18 protein-coding genes are annotated in these 16444 nt (G+C 56.5%); 2 read left to right on the plus strand and 16 right to left on the minus strand.

What is annotated here, in order from left to right; translation table 11 throughout:
- Window positions 1-111: 111 nt before the first annotated feature.
- The 15 genes from rpsQ to rpsL form a co-directional block, all read right to left on the minus strand.
- Window positions 112-396 carry a 30S ribosomal protein S17 gene (gene rpsQ / locus MHX53_RS04030; RefSeq protein WP_102238559.1) on the minus strand — a complete coding sequence of 95 codons (285 nt, stop codon included), beginning with the start codon at window positions 394-396 and terminating at the stop codon, window positions 112-114.
- On the minus strand, window positions 396-647 hold the full coding sequence (gene rpmC / locus MHX53_RS04035) for a 50S ribosomal protein L29 (RefSeq protein ID WP_005881525.1): 252 nt from the start codon (window positions 645-647) through the stop codon (window positions 396-398). Before rpmC ends, rpsQ begins: the two co-directional genes overlap by 1 nt.
- Before the next feature lie 2 nt (window positions 648-649).
- The gene (rplP, locus tag MHX53_RS04040; protein WP_102238558.1) at window positions 650-1066 is read right to left on the minus strand and encodes a 50S ribosomal protein L16; all 417 of its coding nucleotides are present in this window, start codon (window positions 1064-1066) and stop codon (window positions 650-652) included.
- Between the two features lie 3 nt (window positions 1067-1069).
- Window positions 1070-1876, minus strand: a complete 807-nt coding sequence (rpsC, locus tag MHX53_RS04045; RefSeq protein WP_102238557.1) for a 30S ribosomal protein S3 — start codon at window positions 1874-1876, stop codon at window positions 1070-1072.
- Window positions 1876-2250 (minus strand): 50S ribosomal protein L22, encoded by a 375-nt coding sequence (rplV, locus tag MHX53_RS04050; protein WP_005881530.1) that lies wholly within the window; start codon window positions 2248-2250, stop codon window positions 1876-1878. Before rplV ends, rpsC begins: the two co-directional genes overlap by 1 nt.
- 37 nt (window positions 2251-2287) lie before the next feature.
- Complete coding sequence (gene rpsS / locus MHX53_RS04055; protein WP_005881532.1) at window positions 2288-2569, minus strand: 30S ribosomal protein S19; 282 nt, start codon at window positions 2567-2569, stop codon at window positions 2288-2290.
- A gap of 15 nt (window positions 2570-2584) precedes the next feature.
- Complete coding sequence (gene rplB, locus MHX53_RS04060; protein ID WP_102238556.1) at window positions 2585-3421, minus strand: 50S ribosomal protein L2; 837 nt, start codon at window positions 3419-3421, stop codon at window positions 2585-2587.
- Window positions 3422-3451: 30 nt separating this feature from the next.
- A complete protein-coding gene (rplW, locus tag MHX53_RS04065; protein WP_102238555.1) occupies window positions 3452-3751 on the minus strand; it encodes a 50S ribosomal protein L23 in 300 nt (99 codons plus the stop codon).
- The gene (rplD, locus tag MHX53_RS04070) at window positions 3748-4419 is read right to left on the minus strand and encodes a 50S ribosomal protein L4 (RefSeq protein WP_102238554.1); all 672 of its coding nucleotides are present in this window, start codon (window positions 4417-4419) and stop codon (window positions 3748-3750) included. The genes rplW and rplD overlap by 4 nt, the downstream gene beginning before the upstream one ends.
- Before the next feature lie 6 nt (window positions 4420-4425).
- Window positions 4426-5100 carry a 50S ribosomal protein L3 gene (gene rplC / locus MHX53_RS04075; protein ID WP_005881539.1) on the minus strand — a complete coding sequence of 225 codons (675 nt, stop codon included), beginning with the start codon at window positions 5098-5100 and terminating at the stop codon, window positions 4426-4428.
- Between the two features lie 14 nt (window positions 5101-5114).
- A complete protein-coding gene (rpsJ, locus tag MHX53_RS04080) occupies window positions 5115-5423 on the minus strand; it encodes a 30S ribosomal protein S10 (protein WP_040347502.1) in 309 nt (102 codons plus the stop codon).
- A 393-nt stretch (window positions 5424-5816) separates the two neighbouring features.
- On the minus strand, window positions 5817-7010 hold the full coding sequence (gene tuf / locus MHX53_RS04085; RefSeq protein ID WP_102238553.1) for an elongation factor Tu: 1194 nt from the start codon (window positions 7008-7010) through the stop codon (window positions 5817-5819).
- A gap of 97 nt (window positions 7011-7107) precedes the next feature.
- Window positions 7108-9213, minus strand: coding sequence for an elongation factor G (fusA, locus tag MHX53_RS04090; protein ID WP_102238552.1), 2106 nt, complete (start codon window positions 9211-9213; stop codon window positions 7108-7110).
- Window positions 9214-9286: 73 nt separating this feature from the next.
- Window positions 9287-9757 carry a 30S ribosomal protein S7 gene (rpsG, locus tag MHX53_RS04095; RefSeq protein WP_005881550.1) on the minus strand — a complete coding sequence of 157 codons (471 nt, stop codon included), beginning with the start codon at window positions 9755-9757 and terminating at the stop codon, window positions 9287-9289.
- Window positions 9757-10131 (minus strand): 30S ribosomal protein S12, encoded by a 375-nt coding sequence (gene rpsL, locus MHX53_RS04100; RefSeq protein ID WP_005881551.1) that lies wholly within the window; start codon window positions 10129-10131, stop codon window positions 9757-9759. The genes rpsG and rpsL overlap by 1 nt, the downstream gene beginning before the upstream one ends.
- A 403-nt stretch (window positions 10132-10534) precedes the next feature.
- On the opposite strand from rpsL, the gene MHX53_RS04105 reads away from it, so the two are divergent.
- Together MHX53_RS04105 and MHX53_RS04110 are read left to right on the plus strand one after the other, a co-directional pair.
- Entirely contained in the window at window positions 10535-11299 is a 765-nt protein-coding gene (locus MHX53_RS04105; RefSeq protein WP_102238551.1) for a DUF1707 domain-containing protein, read from the plus strand.
- 81 nt (window positions 11300-11380) lie between these two features.
- Window positions 11381-12406, plus strand: a complete 1026-nt coding sequence (locus MHX53_RS04110) for a 6-phosphofructokinase (RefSeq protein ID WP_102238550.1) — start codon at window positions 11381-11383, stop codon at window positions 12404-12406.
- A 131-nt stretch (window positions 12407-12537) separates the two neighbouring features.
- On the opposite strand, the gene MHX53_RS04115 is transcribed toward MHX53_RS04110, so the two are convergent.
- Entirely contained in the window at window positions 12538-16413 is a 3876-nt protein-coding gene (locus MHX53_RS04115) for a DNA-directed RNA polymerase subunit beta' (protein WP_102238549.1), read from the minus strand.
- Window positions 16414-16444: the final 31 nt, after the last annotated feature.

Genomic DNA, 16444 nt, shown 5'->3' on the forward strand with positions numbered 1-16444 from the left:
TCTCGTAATGAGCCTGACGGAACGGTTATTGACAAAATGCCCGCACCTCGGGTCCCGGTAGCCAGCCTGGAAAAGCTGGGACCGGGAGGGACCGAGGTGTTGTAAAAGTGCTTACTTGGCGCGCTCGATGATCTCGAGCAACCTAAAGCGCTTTGTTGCCGAAAGCGGGCGGGTTTCGACGATACGAACGAGGTCACCCACACCAGCGGTGTTGATCTCGTCGTGAACCTTGTATTTCGAGGTCGTACGCATCACTTTGCCGTACAGGCGGTGCTTCTTGCGGTCTTCGACTTCTACGACAATGGTCTTGTCCATTTTGTCAGAAACCACGTAGCCACGCATAGTCCGGCGACTGTTACGTTCGACAACTTCTGGCGTTTCGTTCTGCTCAGCCATCACTTACCCTCTTCCTTTGCGTCGGCCGGGTTGGTGCGGATCTGCAGCTCGCGCTCGCGAAGGACCGTGTAGATACGCGCGATGTCACGGCGTACGGCCTTAAGGCGACCGTGGCTTTCCAGCTGGCCGGTAGCGGACTGGAAACGCAGGTTGAAAAGTTCGGCCTTAGCCTTCTTGAGTTCCTCGACGAGGCGGTCGTTGTCATAGCCGTCGAGGACGTCCATTGAGAGGTCCTTTGAACCTACTGCCATGGTCACTCACCACCTTCACGAGAAATAATACGAGCCTTGAGTGGCAGCTTGTGGGTTGCGAGGCGAAGAGCTTCGCGTGCCACTTCTTCACTCACACCGGCGAGTTCGAAAAGAACACGACCAGGCTTAACGTTTGCAACCCACCATTCAGGTGAACCCTTACCGGAACCCATACGGGTTTCAGCAGGCTTCTTGGTCAGTGGACGGTCTGGGTAAATGTTGATCCAGACCTTACCGCCACGCTTGATGTGACGGGTCATTGCAATACGTGCGGCTTCGATCTGACGGTTGGTCACGTACGCAGGTTCGAGAGCCTGGATACCCCAGTCACCGAATGCGATTTCGGTTCCACCTTTTGCCAGACCGCGACGCTTTGGGTGGTGCTGCTTGCGGTACTTAACACGACGTGGGATCAGCACGGGTCAGCCCTCCGATCCTGCCGAAGCCTTTGCTTCGGTCTTGTTGTCATTCTGCTGCTGGCGTCCACCACGGTCGCCACCGCGTCCACGGCCACCACGGCCTCGGCCACGTCCACCGCCGCGTGGTCCACGACCACTTGGCTGTGCGGCTTCCTGTGCAGCCAGTTCCTTGTCTGTCAGGTCGCCCTTGTAGATCCAGACCTTGACACCAATGCGACCGAAAGTGGTGTGTGCTTCGTAGAAGCCGTAGTCGATGTTCGCACGCAGGGTGTGCAGCGGCACACGGCCTTCACGGTAGAACTCGGAACGGCTCATTTCAGCGCCACCCAAACGGCCCGAGCACTGCACACGGATACCCTTGGCACCTGCACGCTGTGCGGACTGGATAGCTTTACGCATCGCGCGGCGGAATGCCACACGGCTTGCGAGCTGCTCAGCAACACCCTGAGCAACGAGCTGAGCATCGATCTCTGGGTTCTTTACTTCCAGAATGTTCAGCTGGATCTGCTTGCCGGTGAGCTTCTCAAGCTGACCGCGCAGACGGTCGGCTTCCGCACCTCGGCGACCAATTACGATACCGGGACGAGCGGTGTGGATGTCCACACGCACACGGTCACGGGTACGTTCGATGTTTACGCGGGAAAGACCAGCACGTTCCAGGTTGTTCTGGAGCATTTCACGGATACGAACGTCTTCTCCTACGAAGTCTGCGTAACGCTGACCGCGCTTGTTGGAGTCCGTGAACCACTTTGACTTGTGGTCGGTGGTGATTCCCAAACGGAACCCGTTGGGGTTAATTTTCTGACCCATCAGGCGTTCTCCTTTCGTGAAGCGCCCTGTTCGTCAGACAGCACCACAGTGATGTGGCTGGTGCGCTTGTTGATGCGGAAGGCACGGCCCTGGGCACGTGGCCTAAAACGCTTCATAGTGGGACCTTCGTCAACGTAGATTTCCGAAATGTACAGGTCGTCTTCGTTGAATGCTTCGCCGTTCTTGTCTGCAAGAACGCGTGCGTTAGCAACACCGGAGGCGATCAGTTTGTACACCGGCTCTGACGCTGACTGTTCAGCAAATTTCAGCACCGCGAGGGCTTCGGTTGCCTGCTGACCACGAACGAGGTCGACGACACGCCGAGCCTTCTGGGGCGTAACACGCAGGTAGCGCGCTTTCGCCTTGGCTTCCATCGTTTCCTTCTTTCTTAGACCTTATGAGCCGGTCGCCTTAGCGGCGACGACCCTTACGGTCATCCTTGTCGTGGCCGCGGAACGTCCGCGTGGGGGCAAATTCGCCGAGCTTGTGCCCGACCATAGATTCGGTGATGAACACCGGTACGTGCTTGCGTCCGTCGTGCACGGCGATCGTGTGACCCAGGAAGTCTGGGACGATCATCGAGCGACGGGACCAAGTCTTGATTACATTCTTGGTGCCCTTTTCGTTCTGAGCAGCAACCTTCTTGTAGAGGTGCTCGTCTACGAAGGGGCCCTTCTTCAAGCTACGAGGCATGTCTGAGGCTCCCTATCAACGCTTCTTGCCAGTACGACGACGACGCACAATGTACTTGTCGCTTTCCTTCTTCGGACGACGTGTGCGTCCTTCTTTCTGACCCCAGGGGCTGACCGGGTGGCGACCACCTGAGGTACGACCTTCACCACCACCGTGTGGGTGGTCGATCGGGTTCATAACAACACCGCGGACGGTTGGACGAACGCCCTTCCAGCGCATACGTCCAGCCTTACCCCAGCTGATGTTGGTCTGCTCGGCGTTTCCAACTTCGCCAACGGTTGCACGGCAACGAGCGTCGACGTTACGGATTTCGCCTGAAGGCATACGCAACTGAGCGTAACGACCAAAACGTGCGACAAGCTGAACCGAAGTTCCGGCTGAGCGACCGATCTTGGCGCCACCACCAGGACGGAGTTCAACAGCGTGGATCACGGTACCAACTGGGATGTTGCGCAGTGGCAGGTTGTTACCTGGCTTAATGTCTGCGTCAATACCAGCTTCGACACGGTCTCCCTGCTTCAGCTTGTTAGGCGCAATGATGTAGCGCTTTTCGCCATCTACGTAGTGCAGAAGTGCGATTCGAGCTGTGCGGTTAGGGTCATATTCGATGTGTGCGACCTTAGCGACGACACCGTCCTTGTCGTGACGACGGAAGTCGATCACGCGGTACTGGCGCTTGTGTCCACCACCGTGGTGACGAGTCGTGATACGGCCCTGGCTGTTACGACCACCCTTCTTTGGAAGAGGGCGGAGCAGTGACTTTTCCGGCGTAGACCGGGTCACTTCGACAAAGTCGGCGACCGAGGAGCCACGGCGGCCCGGGGTCGTCGGCTTGTACTTACGGATTCCCATGAGTCCTATTCCTTCTTCAAGGAGAATCGCTTAGAGCGATCCGCCGAAAATGTCGATCGATCCTTCTTTCAGGGCAACGATTGCACGCTTGGTGTCTTTGCGCTTGCCCCATCCGGCGCGGGTGCGTGTGCGCTTACCCTGACGGTTCAGGGTGTTCACGGAAGCTACCTTCACGTCGAAGATGGATTCGATTGCGTACTTGATTTCAGTCTTGTTCGAACGTGGGTTCACGAGGAAGGTGTACTTACCTTCGTCCATGAGACCGTACGTCTTTTCCGAAACTACCGGCGCGATGATGACATCGCGTGGGTCTTTGATCTTTACGCTCACTTTGCAACCTCCTGAGCTTCGCCAGCTTTAGCGCCACGTGCGAATTCAAGGAAGCTGTTCAGAGCTGCTTCGGTGAACACAATGTCGTCAGCCATGAGCACGTCGTAGGTGTTGAGCTGATCGAAGGTAAGCACGTGTACGGTTGGCAGGTTACGCACGGACAGCGCGGTGACGCTGTCTTCGCGTTCCGTCACAACCAGCTTGTGCGCGCGGTCCGAAAGAGCTTCGAGAGCCTGGCGCGCTGCCTTCGTTGAAGGAACGTCCGAGTCGATCAGGTTCTTTACGACAAATACCTGGCCCATGCGAGCACGGTCCGAAAGAGCACCGCGCAGAGCAGCGGCCTTCATCTTCTTAGGTGTGCGCTGCGAGTAGTCGCGTGGCACTGGACCGTGTACGATTCCACCACCTGCGTACTGAGGTGCACGGATCGATCCCTGGCGTGCGTTACCCGTACCCTTCTGGCGGTATGGCTTACGTCCACCACCGCGTACTTCGGAGCGGGTCTTTGCCTTGTGGGTTCCCTGACGTGAAGCAGCAAGCTGTGCAACAACAACCTGGTGGATCAACGGAACGTTGGTCTTCTGGTCAAAGATAGACGCAGGCAGTTCAGCTGAACCAGCCTTCTTGCCCTTTGCGTCAAGAATGTCAACGGTTAGGTTTTCAGACATTTAAACTCAGGCCCCCTTCGCAGCAGAGCGAACGAGAACAACTGCACCCTTTGGTCCGGGTACTGCACCCTTGATGAGGAGCAGGTTGTTTTCGGAGTCAATTGAGTGGATAGTCAGGTTCTGCGTGGTGTGGCGCACGTTACCCATGCGTCCGGCCATGCGCATACCCTTGAAAACGCGACCCGGGGTGGCAGCTCCACCAATCGAGCCGGGCTTGCGGTGGTTACGGTGCTGACCGTGCGAAGCTCCCACACCGGCAAAACCGTGACGCTTCATAACACCGGCAAAACCTTTACCCTTGGTGTTTGCTGTCACGTCTACCTTGATGCCAGCTTCGAAAACTTCGGTGGAAAGTTCCTGTCCGAGTTCGTATTCGCCAGCGTCTGCGGTGCGAAGTTCAACGAGGTGACGGCGCGGTGCAACGCCGGCCTTCTCGAAGTGACCCTTTGCAGGCTTGTTGACCTTGCGTGGGTCGATCTCGCCGTAACCAATCTGAACGGCGCTGTAGCCGTCAACTTCTTCGTTACGAATCTGTGTTACTACGTTTGAGGAAGCCGAAATCACGGTCACTGGCACCAGGTTGTTGTTTTCATCCCAGACCTGGGTCATGCCGAGTTTGGTTCCCATCAAGCCCTTGACGTTGAGTGTTGTCGGAAGGGCCTTAGAACGGGTGTTAGCCATTTCTAGTCCCTCCTTTAGAGCTTGATCTCGATGTTGACGTCGTCAGCCAAGTCGATGTGCATGAGCGAGTCGATGGCTTTTGGTGTTGGGTCAACAATGTCGATGAGACGCTTGTGGGTGCGCATCTCAAAGTGTTCGCGACTGTCCTTGTACTTGTGTGGCGACCGGATAACGCAGTACACGTTCTTTTCGGTCGGCAACGGCACGGGGCCCACAACCGTAGCGCCAGCGCGAGTCACTGTGTCGACAATCTTGCGTGCTGCATTGTCGATGACTGCGTGGTCGTACGACTTGAGCCGGATGCGGATCTTCTGTCCCGCCATGGCGTCGTTTCTCCATCTGTCGGTTTTCCTGGCCATCAACCACGGTCCTTGCGGATCGCGCGGTCTGCGCCAGCTGAGCGTGACCGACCCCCGAGGTCGGGCGTGTCGTCTTGTCCTCGCGGACAAAATTCCACGTTTCCATTCATTTTGTTGCCGGTTGATTGAACCTTATAGATTCGTCCCGGAGTCTTGAGCCGTTCGCGCTTCAGCGCAGTGCAGGGGTCATGGCCCAAAATTGCAACTTGTCTATCTTGTCATACGCGACCAAAGGCATGCAAATTCAGCAGATGTTTAGCTGCTGGGCACCACTGGCCGCTTTTGCCCTGGCAACATGCTTCAACAGAACACAAACGCTCCGCAACCCGGAGGTTGCGGAGCGTTTGAGCGAAGAAACTACTTGGTGATCTTGGTTACTCGACCAGCACCAACGGTACGTCCACCTTCACGGATAGCGAAGCGGAGTCCTTCTTCCATAGCGATTGGCTGGATCAGCTCAACCGACATGTCGGTGTTGTCTCCAGGCATAACCATTTCGGTTCCTTCTGGAAGGGTGATGACACCGGTCACGTCCGTGGTACGGAAGTAGAACTGAGGACGGTAGTTGGAGTAGAACGGGTTGTGACGTCCACCTTCGTCCTTGGACAGGATGTAGACCTGACCTTCGAAGTTGGTGTGCGGGGTGATTGAACCCGGCTTAACGATAACCTGTCCACGTTCAACTTCGTCACGCTTGGTACCGCGGAGAAGCAGACCCACGTTTTCACCTGCACGTGCGTCAGGAAGGGTCTTACGGAACATTTCGATTGCGGTAACGGTGGTCTTGGACGACTGTGGCTTGATACCAACGATTTCGATTTCTTCGTTAGGCAGAAGCACACCGCGCTCAACACGACCGGTAACAACGGTTCCACGACCGGTAATCGTGAACACGTCTTCAACTGGCATCAAGAATGGCTTGTCAACGTCGCGCTCTGGTTCAGGAACGTTCTCGTCAACAGCTTCCATGAGTTCTTCAACCGACTTGACCCATTCAGCGTCGCCTTCAAGAGCCTTGAGAGCCGAAACGCGGATAACAGGTGCGTCGTCGCCGTCGAATTCCTGGCTGGACAGAAGTTCACGAACTTCCATTTCAACCAGTTCGAGCAGTTCTTCATCGTCAACCATGTCGGACTTGTTCAGTGCGACAACGATGTAAGGCACACCAACCTGGCGAGCCAAAAGAACGTGCTCACGGGTCTGCGGCATAGGACCGTCGGTAGCTGCAACCACAAGGATCGCACCGTCCATCTGTGCCGCACCGGTAATCATGTTCTTGATGTAGTCGGCGTGACCAGGGGCGTCAACGTGTGCGTAGTGACGCTTTTCGGTCTGGTATTCAACGTGTGAAACGTTGATGGTAATACCGCGCTCTTTTTCTTCTGGAGCGTTGTCAACCTGGTCGAATGCCCGTGCCTCGTTGAGGTCGGGGTACTTGTCAGCCAGAACCTTGGTAATTGCCGCGGTCAGAGTCGTCTTACCGTGGTCAACGTGACCAATGGTACCGATGTTGACGTGCGGCTTAGTCCTGTCGAAACTAGCCTTTGCCACTGGGTTCCTCCTCGTGGTTGGTGCGGCCCTTGTGGCCGCGCCTTTCCTTTAATTTGCTGTCCGGCCGGCAATTTACCGGCCAGACGAACGTCGGAGATTACTCTCCGCCGCGGGTCTTCTGGATGATCTCGTCGGCAACAGCCTTCGGGACCTCAGAGTAGCTCTGGAACTGCATCGAGTAAACGGCGCGTCCCTGAGTCTTCGAGCGCAGATCGCCAATGTAACCGAACATTTCGGAAAGTGGCACGTGTGCCTTGACTACCTTAATGCCGGTGGCGTCTTCCATCGACTGGATCTGACCGCGACGCGAGTTCAGATCGCCGATGACGTCACCCATGTACTCCTCGGGAGTACGAACTTCAACGTCCATAAGAGGTTCGAGAAGAACCGGGTTCGCCTTCTTCGCAGCCTCTTTCAGGACCATGGATCCAGCGATCTTGAACGCCATTTCCGAAGAGTCGACGTCGTGGTAAGCACCGTCCACAAGTGTGGCCTTGATGCCCACCAGCGGGTAACCAGCGAGAACACCCATCTGCATGGCGTCCTGGATACCAGCGTCAACGCTTGGAATGTATTCGCGAGGAACGCGACCACCAGTGATAGCGTCCTCGAACTCGTAAATCGTGTCGCCCTCGACCTCCATAGGTTCGATGGTGACCTGTACCTTTGCGAACTGACCAGAACCACCCGTCTGCTTCTTGTGGGTGTAGTCCTGCTTTTCCACCGTGCGGCGGATCGTTTCGCGGTAGGCAACCTGCGGCTTACCGATGTTTGCTTCAACCTTGAATTCGCGCTTCATGCGGTCGACGAAAACGTCAAGGTGAAGTTCACCCATACCACCGATTTCAGTTTGACCGGTTTCTTCGTTCAGGTTAACCGTGAACGTTGGGTCTTCCTTTACGAGCTTCTGAATCGCAGTCGAAAGCTTTTCCTGGTCACCCTTGGTCTTAGGTTCAATCGACACGAAGATCACTGGCTCTGGGAACGACATCGATTCAAGAACGATTGGGTTCGATGCATCGCAGAGTGTGTCACCGGTGGTGGTGTCTTTCAGACCGATGAACGCGTAGATGTGTCCAGCGAATGCGTCCTCAACAGGGTTTTCCTTGTTCGAGTGCATCTGGAACAGCTTACCGACGCGTTCCTTCTTTCCGGTGGTGGTGTTAAGAACCTGGTCACCAGGCTTCACAGAACCAGAGTACACACGCACGTAGGTGAGCGAACCGAAGAACGGGTGGGTCGCAACCTTAAACGCAAGAGCGGCGAATGGGCCGTCCTTCTTTGGTTCACGTGTAATAACGGTTTCTTCGTCGTTAACAGGGTGTCCCTGAACCGCAGGAACATCCAGAGGTGACGGCAGGTAGTCGATAACGGCGTTCAGCATTGGCTGAACACCCTTGTTCTTGAAGGCCGAGCCACACATCACTGGGAATGCTTCCGAGTTAATGGTGAGCTTACGAATACCAGCCTTGATGTCCTCGATTGGCAGTTCGCCTTCCTCGAGGTACTTCTCCATGAGTTCGTCCGACGCTTCAGCAACGTCTTCAACAAGGGTGGCGCGGTATTCTTCAGCGCGGTCCTTGAGATCTTCAGGGATCTCAATTTCCGTCATGTCCTGGCCCTTCTTTTCTTCGTCTGGCCAGACGTACGCCTTCATGGTGATGAGGTCGACGACACCTTCAAAGTCTGATTCAGCACCGATAGGAAGCTGGATCACCAGAGGCTTCGCGCCAAGGCGGTCCTTAATGGTGCCTACGGTGTGGTAGAAGTCAGCACCGAGCTTGTCCATCTTATTGACGAAGCACACACGTGGAACGTTGTACTTATCAGCCTGACGCCACACGGTTTCGGACTGTGGTTCAACACCTTCCTTACCGTCGAACACAGCGACGGCACCGTCGAGAACGCGCAACGAGCGCTCAACCTCAACGGTGAAGTCAACGTGGCCTGGGGTGTCAATGATGTTGATCTGGTTTTCTTCCCAGTAGCAGGTGGTTGCAGCGGAGGTAATGGTAATACCGCGCTCCTGCTCCTGTTCCATCCAGTCCATGGTCGACGCACCGTCGTGGGTTTCGCCGAGCTTGTAGTTCACACCCGTGTAGAACAGGATGCGTTCTGTTGTGGTGGTCTTTCCGGCGTCAATGTGCGCCATGATGCCGATGTTGCGAACTTTCTTAAGGTCGCTAAGCACTTCGAGTGCCACGGTGTCTCTCTCTCGTCTCGTTGACTTGCTCGGATCTGGGGTAAGGGTAGTTACCCTTACCCCAGATTAGCGACTACCAGCGGTAGTGAGCGAAGGCCTTGTTGGATTCGGCCATCTTGTGAGTATCTTCACGACGCTTCACAGCGGCACCGAGGCCGTTGCTTGCGTCAAGGATTTCGTTCATGAGGCGTTCCGTCATGGTCTTTTCACGACGCTGACGGGAGAAACCTACGAGCCAGCGCAGAGCAAGCGTGGTCGAACGCGCAGGACGCACGTCAACTGGAACCTGATACGTGGCACCACCAACACGGCGGGAACGAACTTCAAGGGCCGGGCGGATGTTATCCAGCGCCTTCTTCAGCAACTGAACTGGCTCCATGTTGGCCTTTGCGCTTGCACCTTCAAGTGCTCCGTAAACAATGCGCTCTGCAGTCGAACGCTTACCGTCAAGCAGAACTTTGTTGATGAGCTGGGTAACAAGCGGTGAGTTGTGAACTGGGTCAATAACTACCGGGCGCTTAGGTGCGGGTCCTTTACGTGGCATTACTTCTTCTCCCTCTTGGCTCCGTAACGGCTACGTGCCTGCTGGCGTCCCTTGACACCCTGGGTGTCAAGCGAACCACGCACGATCTTGTAGCGAACACCAGGGAGGTCCTTCACACGTCCACCGCGCACAAGCACGATCGAGTGCTCCTGCAGGTTGTGTCCTTCACCCGGAATGTAGGCGGTTACTTCAATCTGGGAAGAAAGCTTCACACGAGCCACCTTACGCAGGGCTGAGTTAGGCTTCTTCGGCGTTGTTGTGTACACACGGGTGCACACGCCACGACGCTGCGGGCTACCCAAAAGGGCAGGCGTCGCGTTCTTCGCGGCCTTGTCGTGTCGTCCCTTGCGGACGAGCTGCTGAATAGTTGGCACTACTTCTCCATTGCTTCTCAATATTCCTAATTCCACCACCCTTATGAGTGGTGGACATGTCCATCTGCAACTGGGTGAAGCTACCTGCCCAATCACAGTTCTCACGCGCCTCCTCAACCCCCGCGCTCGGGTGTGTCGAACTGGCATATTCCAGATAGATCGTAGAACCGCTTCCATCTGACAGACGCTTTTCCGCGCATGAGATTGCTTGAATGCACGCACACAAGCACGGTCGTTTTGAAAACAACCACAGTTAAGCGTAAACGCCACGAACGGTCAGCGTCAATTTGAGTCACAATCGTTTAGAGGTTGTTCACTTTAGACGGCTGTCAAACACCCTGCACAGCCAGCAGAAAGCTACACCAACGGACTAGACTGAGACCAAAATCGATAGGATCAGAATATGTCCAACTCCAGCGCACACTCAGGCGAAGGCAAGGACCTCGAAAAGGTCCAGCCAGACACCAACAGCTCCATTGAACAATCTGCACCACAGCCCAAGCTCCGCCGGACCCGCGCAAGCGATACCGACCGCGACTCAGTCGTCTCTGCTTTGTCTGACGCACTCTCGCGTGGCCAACTCACTGCAATCGAATTCGACGAGCGCCATTCGCAAGCCCTTAAGGCCATGTACATCGACCAGCTCCCCGCACTCGTCGAAGACATCCCTGAAGCCGACGAGCTCGAGAAGGACCTCCGGTCACGCGACACGTTGCGCCGCGAAAGCACCGATTTGGCAACCAAACCCGGGTCCCACCTCGGCACCTATAACAACCAACGCCCCGGCCCCATCCAACCTGCCAAACCCGGGACAGGCGAAAGTGACACCGCAATTTGTATTTTGAGCGGGTCAAACCAGGTCGTCGCCCCAAACACCCCCAAGGTCAGCGCGGTGGCAATGTTGGGAGGCAATGACTACGACCTGTGCGACGTGATGGGTCCAGGCGTTGAGTTCACAATTGAAACCATCAACGTCATGGCCGGCCACGATATCTACGTGCCCCCAGGCGTGCGCATCATCGACAAGAGTTTTTCATTCTTGGGCGGCGTAGATATTGCGCAGAACGCACGTGGCGACGGCTCTAACGGCACGCTCATCATCAAGGGCTTCAATCTGCTAGGTGGCGACGACGTAAGACTGGCACGCGGATACCGCGAAGGTCAGTAACGAGCAGTTGCGCCGCAATGAGCAAGACCATCCAACAACCAGTCAGTCAGTAGCAACAGCAGTAGACCTAGGGAGACCGGTATGAACATTGGAATCTTGACCTCCGGCGGCGACTGCCCCGGGCTCAACGCCGTAATTCGTGGAGCGGTGCGCAAGGGCGTGCGCGAAACTGGCGACACGTTCGTGGGCCTTAAAGACGGGTGGCGTGGCTTGCTGGAAGCTGATTACGTCCCGCTCACCACTCATGACGTCCGTGGAATTTCCGGCCGAGGTGGAACCATCTTGGGTACGTCCCGCACCCACCCGTATTCCCAGGGTGGGCCGGACCAGATGAAACGTGTCATGGAGGAACACAGCATCGACGCGATCATCGCGATTGGGGGCGAGGGCACGCTGGCCGGTGCTGCCCGCCTCGCCGACGACGAAGGCATGCCAGTTGTGGGTGTCCCCAAGACCATTGACAACGACCTCAACAACACGGACTACACGTTCGGTTTCGACACGGCCGCTTCAATTGCAACTGAGTCGCTAGACGCATTGCGCACCACGGCCGAGTCACACCACCGCTGCATGGTAGTGGAAGTGATGGGACGCAACGTGGGTTGGATCGCTCTGCACGCGGGAATGGCCGGCGGTGCGCAGGCCGTTTTGCTCCCAGAGTTCCCGGTCCCCTATGAGCAGATCTATACATGGGTGCGTTCTGCCCGGGACCGAGGTCGTGCCCCGATTGTCGTTGTGGCAGAAGGTTTTGTACCCGAGGACCTCGATACGCAGGTCTCGGACGCCGGGCGCGACAAGCACGGCCGTGTGCGTCTGGGTGGCGTCGCCAATCACTTGGCTCCACTGATTGAAGAAGCAACCGGAGTTGAAACCCGTGCGACGATTTTGGGGCACCTTCAACGAGGTGGCTCCCCCACCGCGTATGACCGCGTACTTGCAACCCGTCTTGGTATGGCCGCTGTTGAACTGGTTCACCAAGAAAAGTGGGGGTACATGACAAGCCTCGCGGGCGTGGACATCACATCAGTTCAAATGGCACATGCCGTTAACAACCTCAAGACCGTCCCACAATCCCGTTGGGACGAGCTTCAGGTGCTTTTGGGTTAAGGCACACTCAGGTTTACTCGTCCGGTTAACAGACAAACGCTGAGCGCCCCTGACCGTGATGGTCAGGGGCGCTCAGTTCTTGCGCTCTATGCCGGGCTCTAGCCGCCGTCAGTGGCTAGAGCCGGCCGGGACTAGCCTCCGAACGAGTCGAAGTCGTAGTCCTCAAGCGGAATCGTTGACGTGTCGCCTCCCAGAGCTGGGTAGAAGTCACCATAGGAGTTGGCAAACATTTCCTGCTTGGCTTCTTCCGTTGGCTCCACGATCATGTCGCGGAACTTGTGCATACCGGTACCAGCTGGGATGAGCTTACCGAGGATGACGTTCTCCTTCAGACCCAGAAGTGGGTCGGACTTGCCTTCAAGCGCAGCTTCCGTGAGAACACGCGTGGTCTCCTGGAAGGATGCGGCTGACAGCCAGGATTCGGTTGCAAGCGACGCCTTGGTGATACCCATGAGTTCGTCACGTGCTGATGCGGGCTGACCGCCTTCAGCGACGACGCGCTTGTTCTCTTCCTGGTAACGGCTGCGGTCGACCAGCTCACCTGGCAACAGGTTGGTGTCACCAGATTCGATTACCGTGACGCGGCGCAACATCTGACGCACAATAACTTCGATGTGCTTGTCGTGGATGCCCACACCCTGCGAGCGGTACACCTTCTGTACTTCGTCAACCAAGAAGCGTTCAGCTTCACGACGACCACGGATACGCAGAACCTGCTTGGGGTCAACCGCACCCATCTGCAGCTTCTCGCCGGCCTTCACGTGCTGGCCTTCTTCAACAAGGAGCTGTGCACGGCGACCAACAGCGTGCTCGATTTCGTCCGATCCGTCGTCAGGCACCACGATCACGTAGCGCGTCTTACGGGAGTCGTCGATCTTCACGCGACCGGTTGCTTCGGCGATTGGTGCGAATCCCTTAGGTGTACGTGCTTCAAAGAGCTCGGTCACACGTGGCAGACCCTGCGTAATGTCACCGCCACCGCCGGCAGCAACACCACCGGTGTGGAAGGTACGCATGGTCAGCTGGGTTCCTGGTTCACCAATCGACTGAGCAGCAACGGTACCAATGGCTTCACCAATGTCTACCAGCTGGCCGGTAGCCATCGAACGGCCGTAGTGCTGAGCAGAGATCTGCACGTCGGAGTCAGCGGTGAGAACCGAGTGAACCTTGACCTCACGGATTCCCGCTTCAACGAGAAGGTCGATCACGTCGGTGGAAATGTCGGTCTTAGCTGGAACGACCACGTTACCGTCAGCGTCAACAACGTCGGCAACCGTGAGACGGCCCAGAACCGAAGTTTCCACGAACTCGTGTGGTTCGAGCGTTCCGTCAGCAGCTTCCTGCGAAACCGGGAGCGTAATGCCCTTCTTCGAGTCGGTGGTTTCGGTGCGGACAATAACGTCCTGCGAAACGTCGACCAGACGACGTGTCAGGTAACCGGAGTCTGCGGTACGCAGAGCGGTGTCGGCCAGACCCTTACGAGCACCGTGCGAGGCGATGAAGTACTCAAGTACAGACAGACCTTCACGGTAGTTCGACTTAATGGGGCGAGGAATAATTTCACCCTTAGGGTTAGTCACCAGACCACGCATACCGGCCAACTGACGCACCTGGGTCCAGTTACCGGAAGCACCCGACTCAACAAGGCGGTACACCGAGTTGTCGGAGTCGAAGTTGTCCTGCATGATCTTAGCGACTCGGTCGGTGGTGTCCGACCAGATCTTCACCAGTTCAGAACGACGTTCGTCGTCGGTGAGCGCACCAATAGCGTACTGGTCTTCAACCGTGCTCGACTGCTCTTCAGCTTCGTCCAGCAGGCCTTCCTTAGCGTCTGGTGACACGATGTCACTCATCGCCACGGTCAGACCAGAACGAGTTGCCCAGTAGAAACCGGTTGCCTTGAAGTTGTCAAGGGTCGCTGCAACTTCCACCTTGGGGTAGTAGTCAGCCAGACGGTTAACAATCTTCGACAAGAGCTTCTTGTTGACCGTGGTGTTGACGTAACGGTAGTTGTCCGGAAGCGTGTCGTTGAAGAGTGCGCGTCCCAACGTAGTTTCGATGGTCAGTGGCTGACCTTCGGTCCAGTCTTCAGGCAGTTCCATGTCCTTGGCCGGCACCAGGTTGTCGACCCGGATACGCGCTTTAGCACGCAGGTCCAGCTCTCCACGGTCGAACGCCATGATGGCTTCAGACAGTGACGAGAACTCGCGTCCTTCACCAACAGCACCATCAACCTGCGAGGTCAGGTGGTAAATACCAATGATCATGTCCTGCGAAGGCATGGTCACAGGCTTACCGTCGGAAGGCTTCAGAATGTTGTTCGCTGACAACATCAGAATGCGAGCTTCTGCCTGAGCTTCAGCCGAAAGCGGAAGGTGAACGGCCATCTGGTCACCGTCGAAGTCAGCGTTGAACGCGGAACATACGAGTGGGTGAATCTGAATAGCTTTACCTTCAACCAGCAGAGGTTCAAACGCCTGGATACCCAAGCGGTGCAGAGTAGGTGCACGGTTCAGCAGAACTGGGTGTTCGGTAATGACTTCTTCGAGAACGTCCCACACCTGAGGATGCTGGCGTTCCACCATGCGCTTTGCTGACTTGATGTTCTGCGCGTGGTTGAGGTCGACCAACCGCTTCATCACGAACGGCTTGAACAGTTCAAGAGCCATGGCCTTTGGCAGACCACACTCGTGCAGCTTCAGCGTAGGACCTACAACGATCACGGAACGACCCGAGTAGTCCACACGCTTACCAAGCAGGTTCTGACGGAAACGTCCCTGCTTACCCTTGAGCATGTCGGACAGCGACTTCAGCGGACGGTTACCGGGGCCGGTGACTGGGCGTCCACGACGCCCGTTGTCGAACAGCGAGTCGACTGCTTCCTGCAGCATGCGCTTTTCGTTGTTGACAATGATTTCGGGCGCGCCGAGGTCGAGCAACCGCTTGAGACGGTTGTTGCGGTTGATCACGCGGCGGTAGAGGTCGTTGAGGTCCGAGGTGGCAAAGCGACCACCGTCGAGCTGCACCATGGGGCGCAGTTCCGGCGGAATGACAGGAACGGCGTCGAGCACCATTCCTTCTGGAGAGTTGTCGGTGGTCATGAACGCGTTGACAACCTTCAGACGCTTCAGGGCACGGGTCTTGCGCTGTCCCTTACCGGTCTTAATCAGTTCGCGCAGTGCTTCTGCTTCACCTTCGAGGTCGAACTCGCGCAGACGCTGCTGAATAGCTTCAGCACCCATTGCACCGGTGAAGTAGATGCCGAAACGTGCAACCATGTCGCGGTAGAGCGCCTCGTCACCTTCGAGGTCTGAGACCTTCAGGTTCTTGAAGCGGTCCCATACCTTTTCGATCCGGTCGAGTTCGCGGTCTGCGTGCTTGCGCAGGTTGGCCATTTCCTTGTTGGCCTGGTTTTCGACCTTCTTCTTGGTGGCAGCCGTCTTGCCTTCGTCCTCGAGGACCTTGAGGTCTTCTTCGAGCTTCTTGGCGCGACGGTCCAGGTCAGCAGCCAAACGGTCGCTGATCTGCTTCTTTTCGACGTCGATCTGGTTCTGCAGAGTAGGAAGGTCGCGGTGACGCGAGTCTTCGTCCACAGACGTGATCATGTAGGCCGCGAAGTAGATGACCTTTTCGAGGTCTTTCGGGGCCAGGTCGAGCAGGTAGCCCAAGCGTGATGGAACACCCTTGAAGTACCAGATGTGGGTCACTGGAGCGGCGAGCTCGATGTGTCCCATGCGTTCGCGGCGTACTTTGGCGCGGGTTACTTCAACACCACAGCGTTCACAGATGATGCCTTTGAAGCGAACGCGCTTGTACTTTCCGCAGTAGCACTCCCAGTCACGGGTAGGACCGAAGATCTTTTCGCAGAAAAGACCGTCCTTTTCCGGCTTCAGGGTGCGGTAGTTGATAGTTTCAGGTTTTTTGACTTCGCCGTGTGACCAGCGACGGATGTCGTCCGCGGTCGCCAGGCCAATGCGCAGCTCATCAAAGAAATTGACGTCAGGCACGTGAATCCTCTTTCTTGCCGTTAGGCCAAAA

The organism is Brevibacterium sp. ACRRH, from assembly GCF_022346365.1.
Lineage (GTDB): Bacteria > Actinomycetota > Actinomycetes > Actinomycetales > Brevibacteriaceae > Brevibacterium > Brevibacterium paucivorans.

Excerpts from the sequence above, each read along its gene's own strand:
- rplB (WP_102238556.1), bottom strand. The coding sequence starts at position 3,421 with ATGGGAATCCGTAAGTACAAGCCGACGACCCCGGGCCGCCGTGGCTCC.
- rpsG (WP_005881550.1), bottom strand. The coding sequence starts at position 9,757 with ATGCCACGTAAAGGACCCGCACCTAAGCGCCCGGTAGTTATTGACCCA.
- rplD (WP_102238554.1), bottom strand. The coding sequence starts at position 4,419 with ATGTCTGAAAACCTAACCGTTGACATTCTTGACGCAAAGGGCAAGAAG.
- MHX53_RS04110 (WP_102238550.1), top strand. The coding sequence starts at position 11,381 with ATGAACATTGGAATCTTGACCTCCGGCGGCGACTGCCCCGGGCTCAAC.
- rpsC (WP_102238557.1), bottom strand. The coding sequence starts at position 1,876 with ATGGGTCAGAAAATTAACCCCAACGGGTTCCGTTTGGGAATCACCACC.
- MHX53_RS04105 (WP_102238551.1), top strand. The coding sequence starts at position 10,535 with ATGTCCAACTCCAGCGCACACTCAGGCGAAGGCAAGGACCTCGAAAAG.
- rpmC (WP_005881525.1), bottom strand. The coding sequence starts at position 647 with ATGGCAGTAGGTTCAAAGGACCTCTCAATGGACGTCCTCGACGGCTAT.
- rpsQ (WP_102238559.1), bottom strand. The coding sequence starts at position 396 with ATGGCTGAGCAGAACGAAACGCCAGAAGTTGTCGAACGTAACAGTCGC.
- rplV (WP_005881530.1), bottom strand. The coding sequence starts at position 2,250 with ATGGAAGCCAAGGCGAAAGCGCGCTACCTGCGTGTTACGCCCCAGAAG.
- rplC (WP_005881539.1), bottom strand. The coding sequence starts at position 5,100 with ATGGCTAACACCCGTTCTAAGGCCCTTCCGACAACACTCAACGTCAAG.
- rpsJ (WP_040347502.1), bottom strand. The coding sequence starts at position 5,423 with ATGGCGGGACAGAAGATCCGCATCCGGCTCAAGTCGTACGACCACGCA.
- rpsS (WP_005881532.1), bottom strand. The coding sequence starts at position 2,569 with ATGCCTCGTAGCTTGAAGAAGGGCCCCTTCGTAGACGAGCACCTCTAC.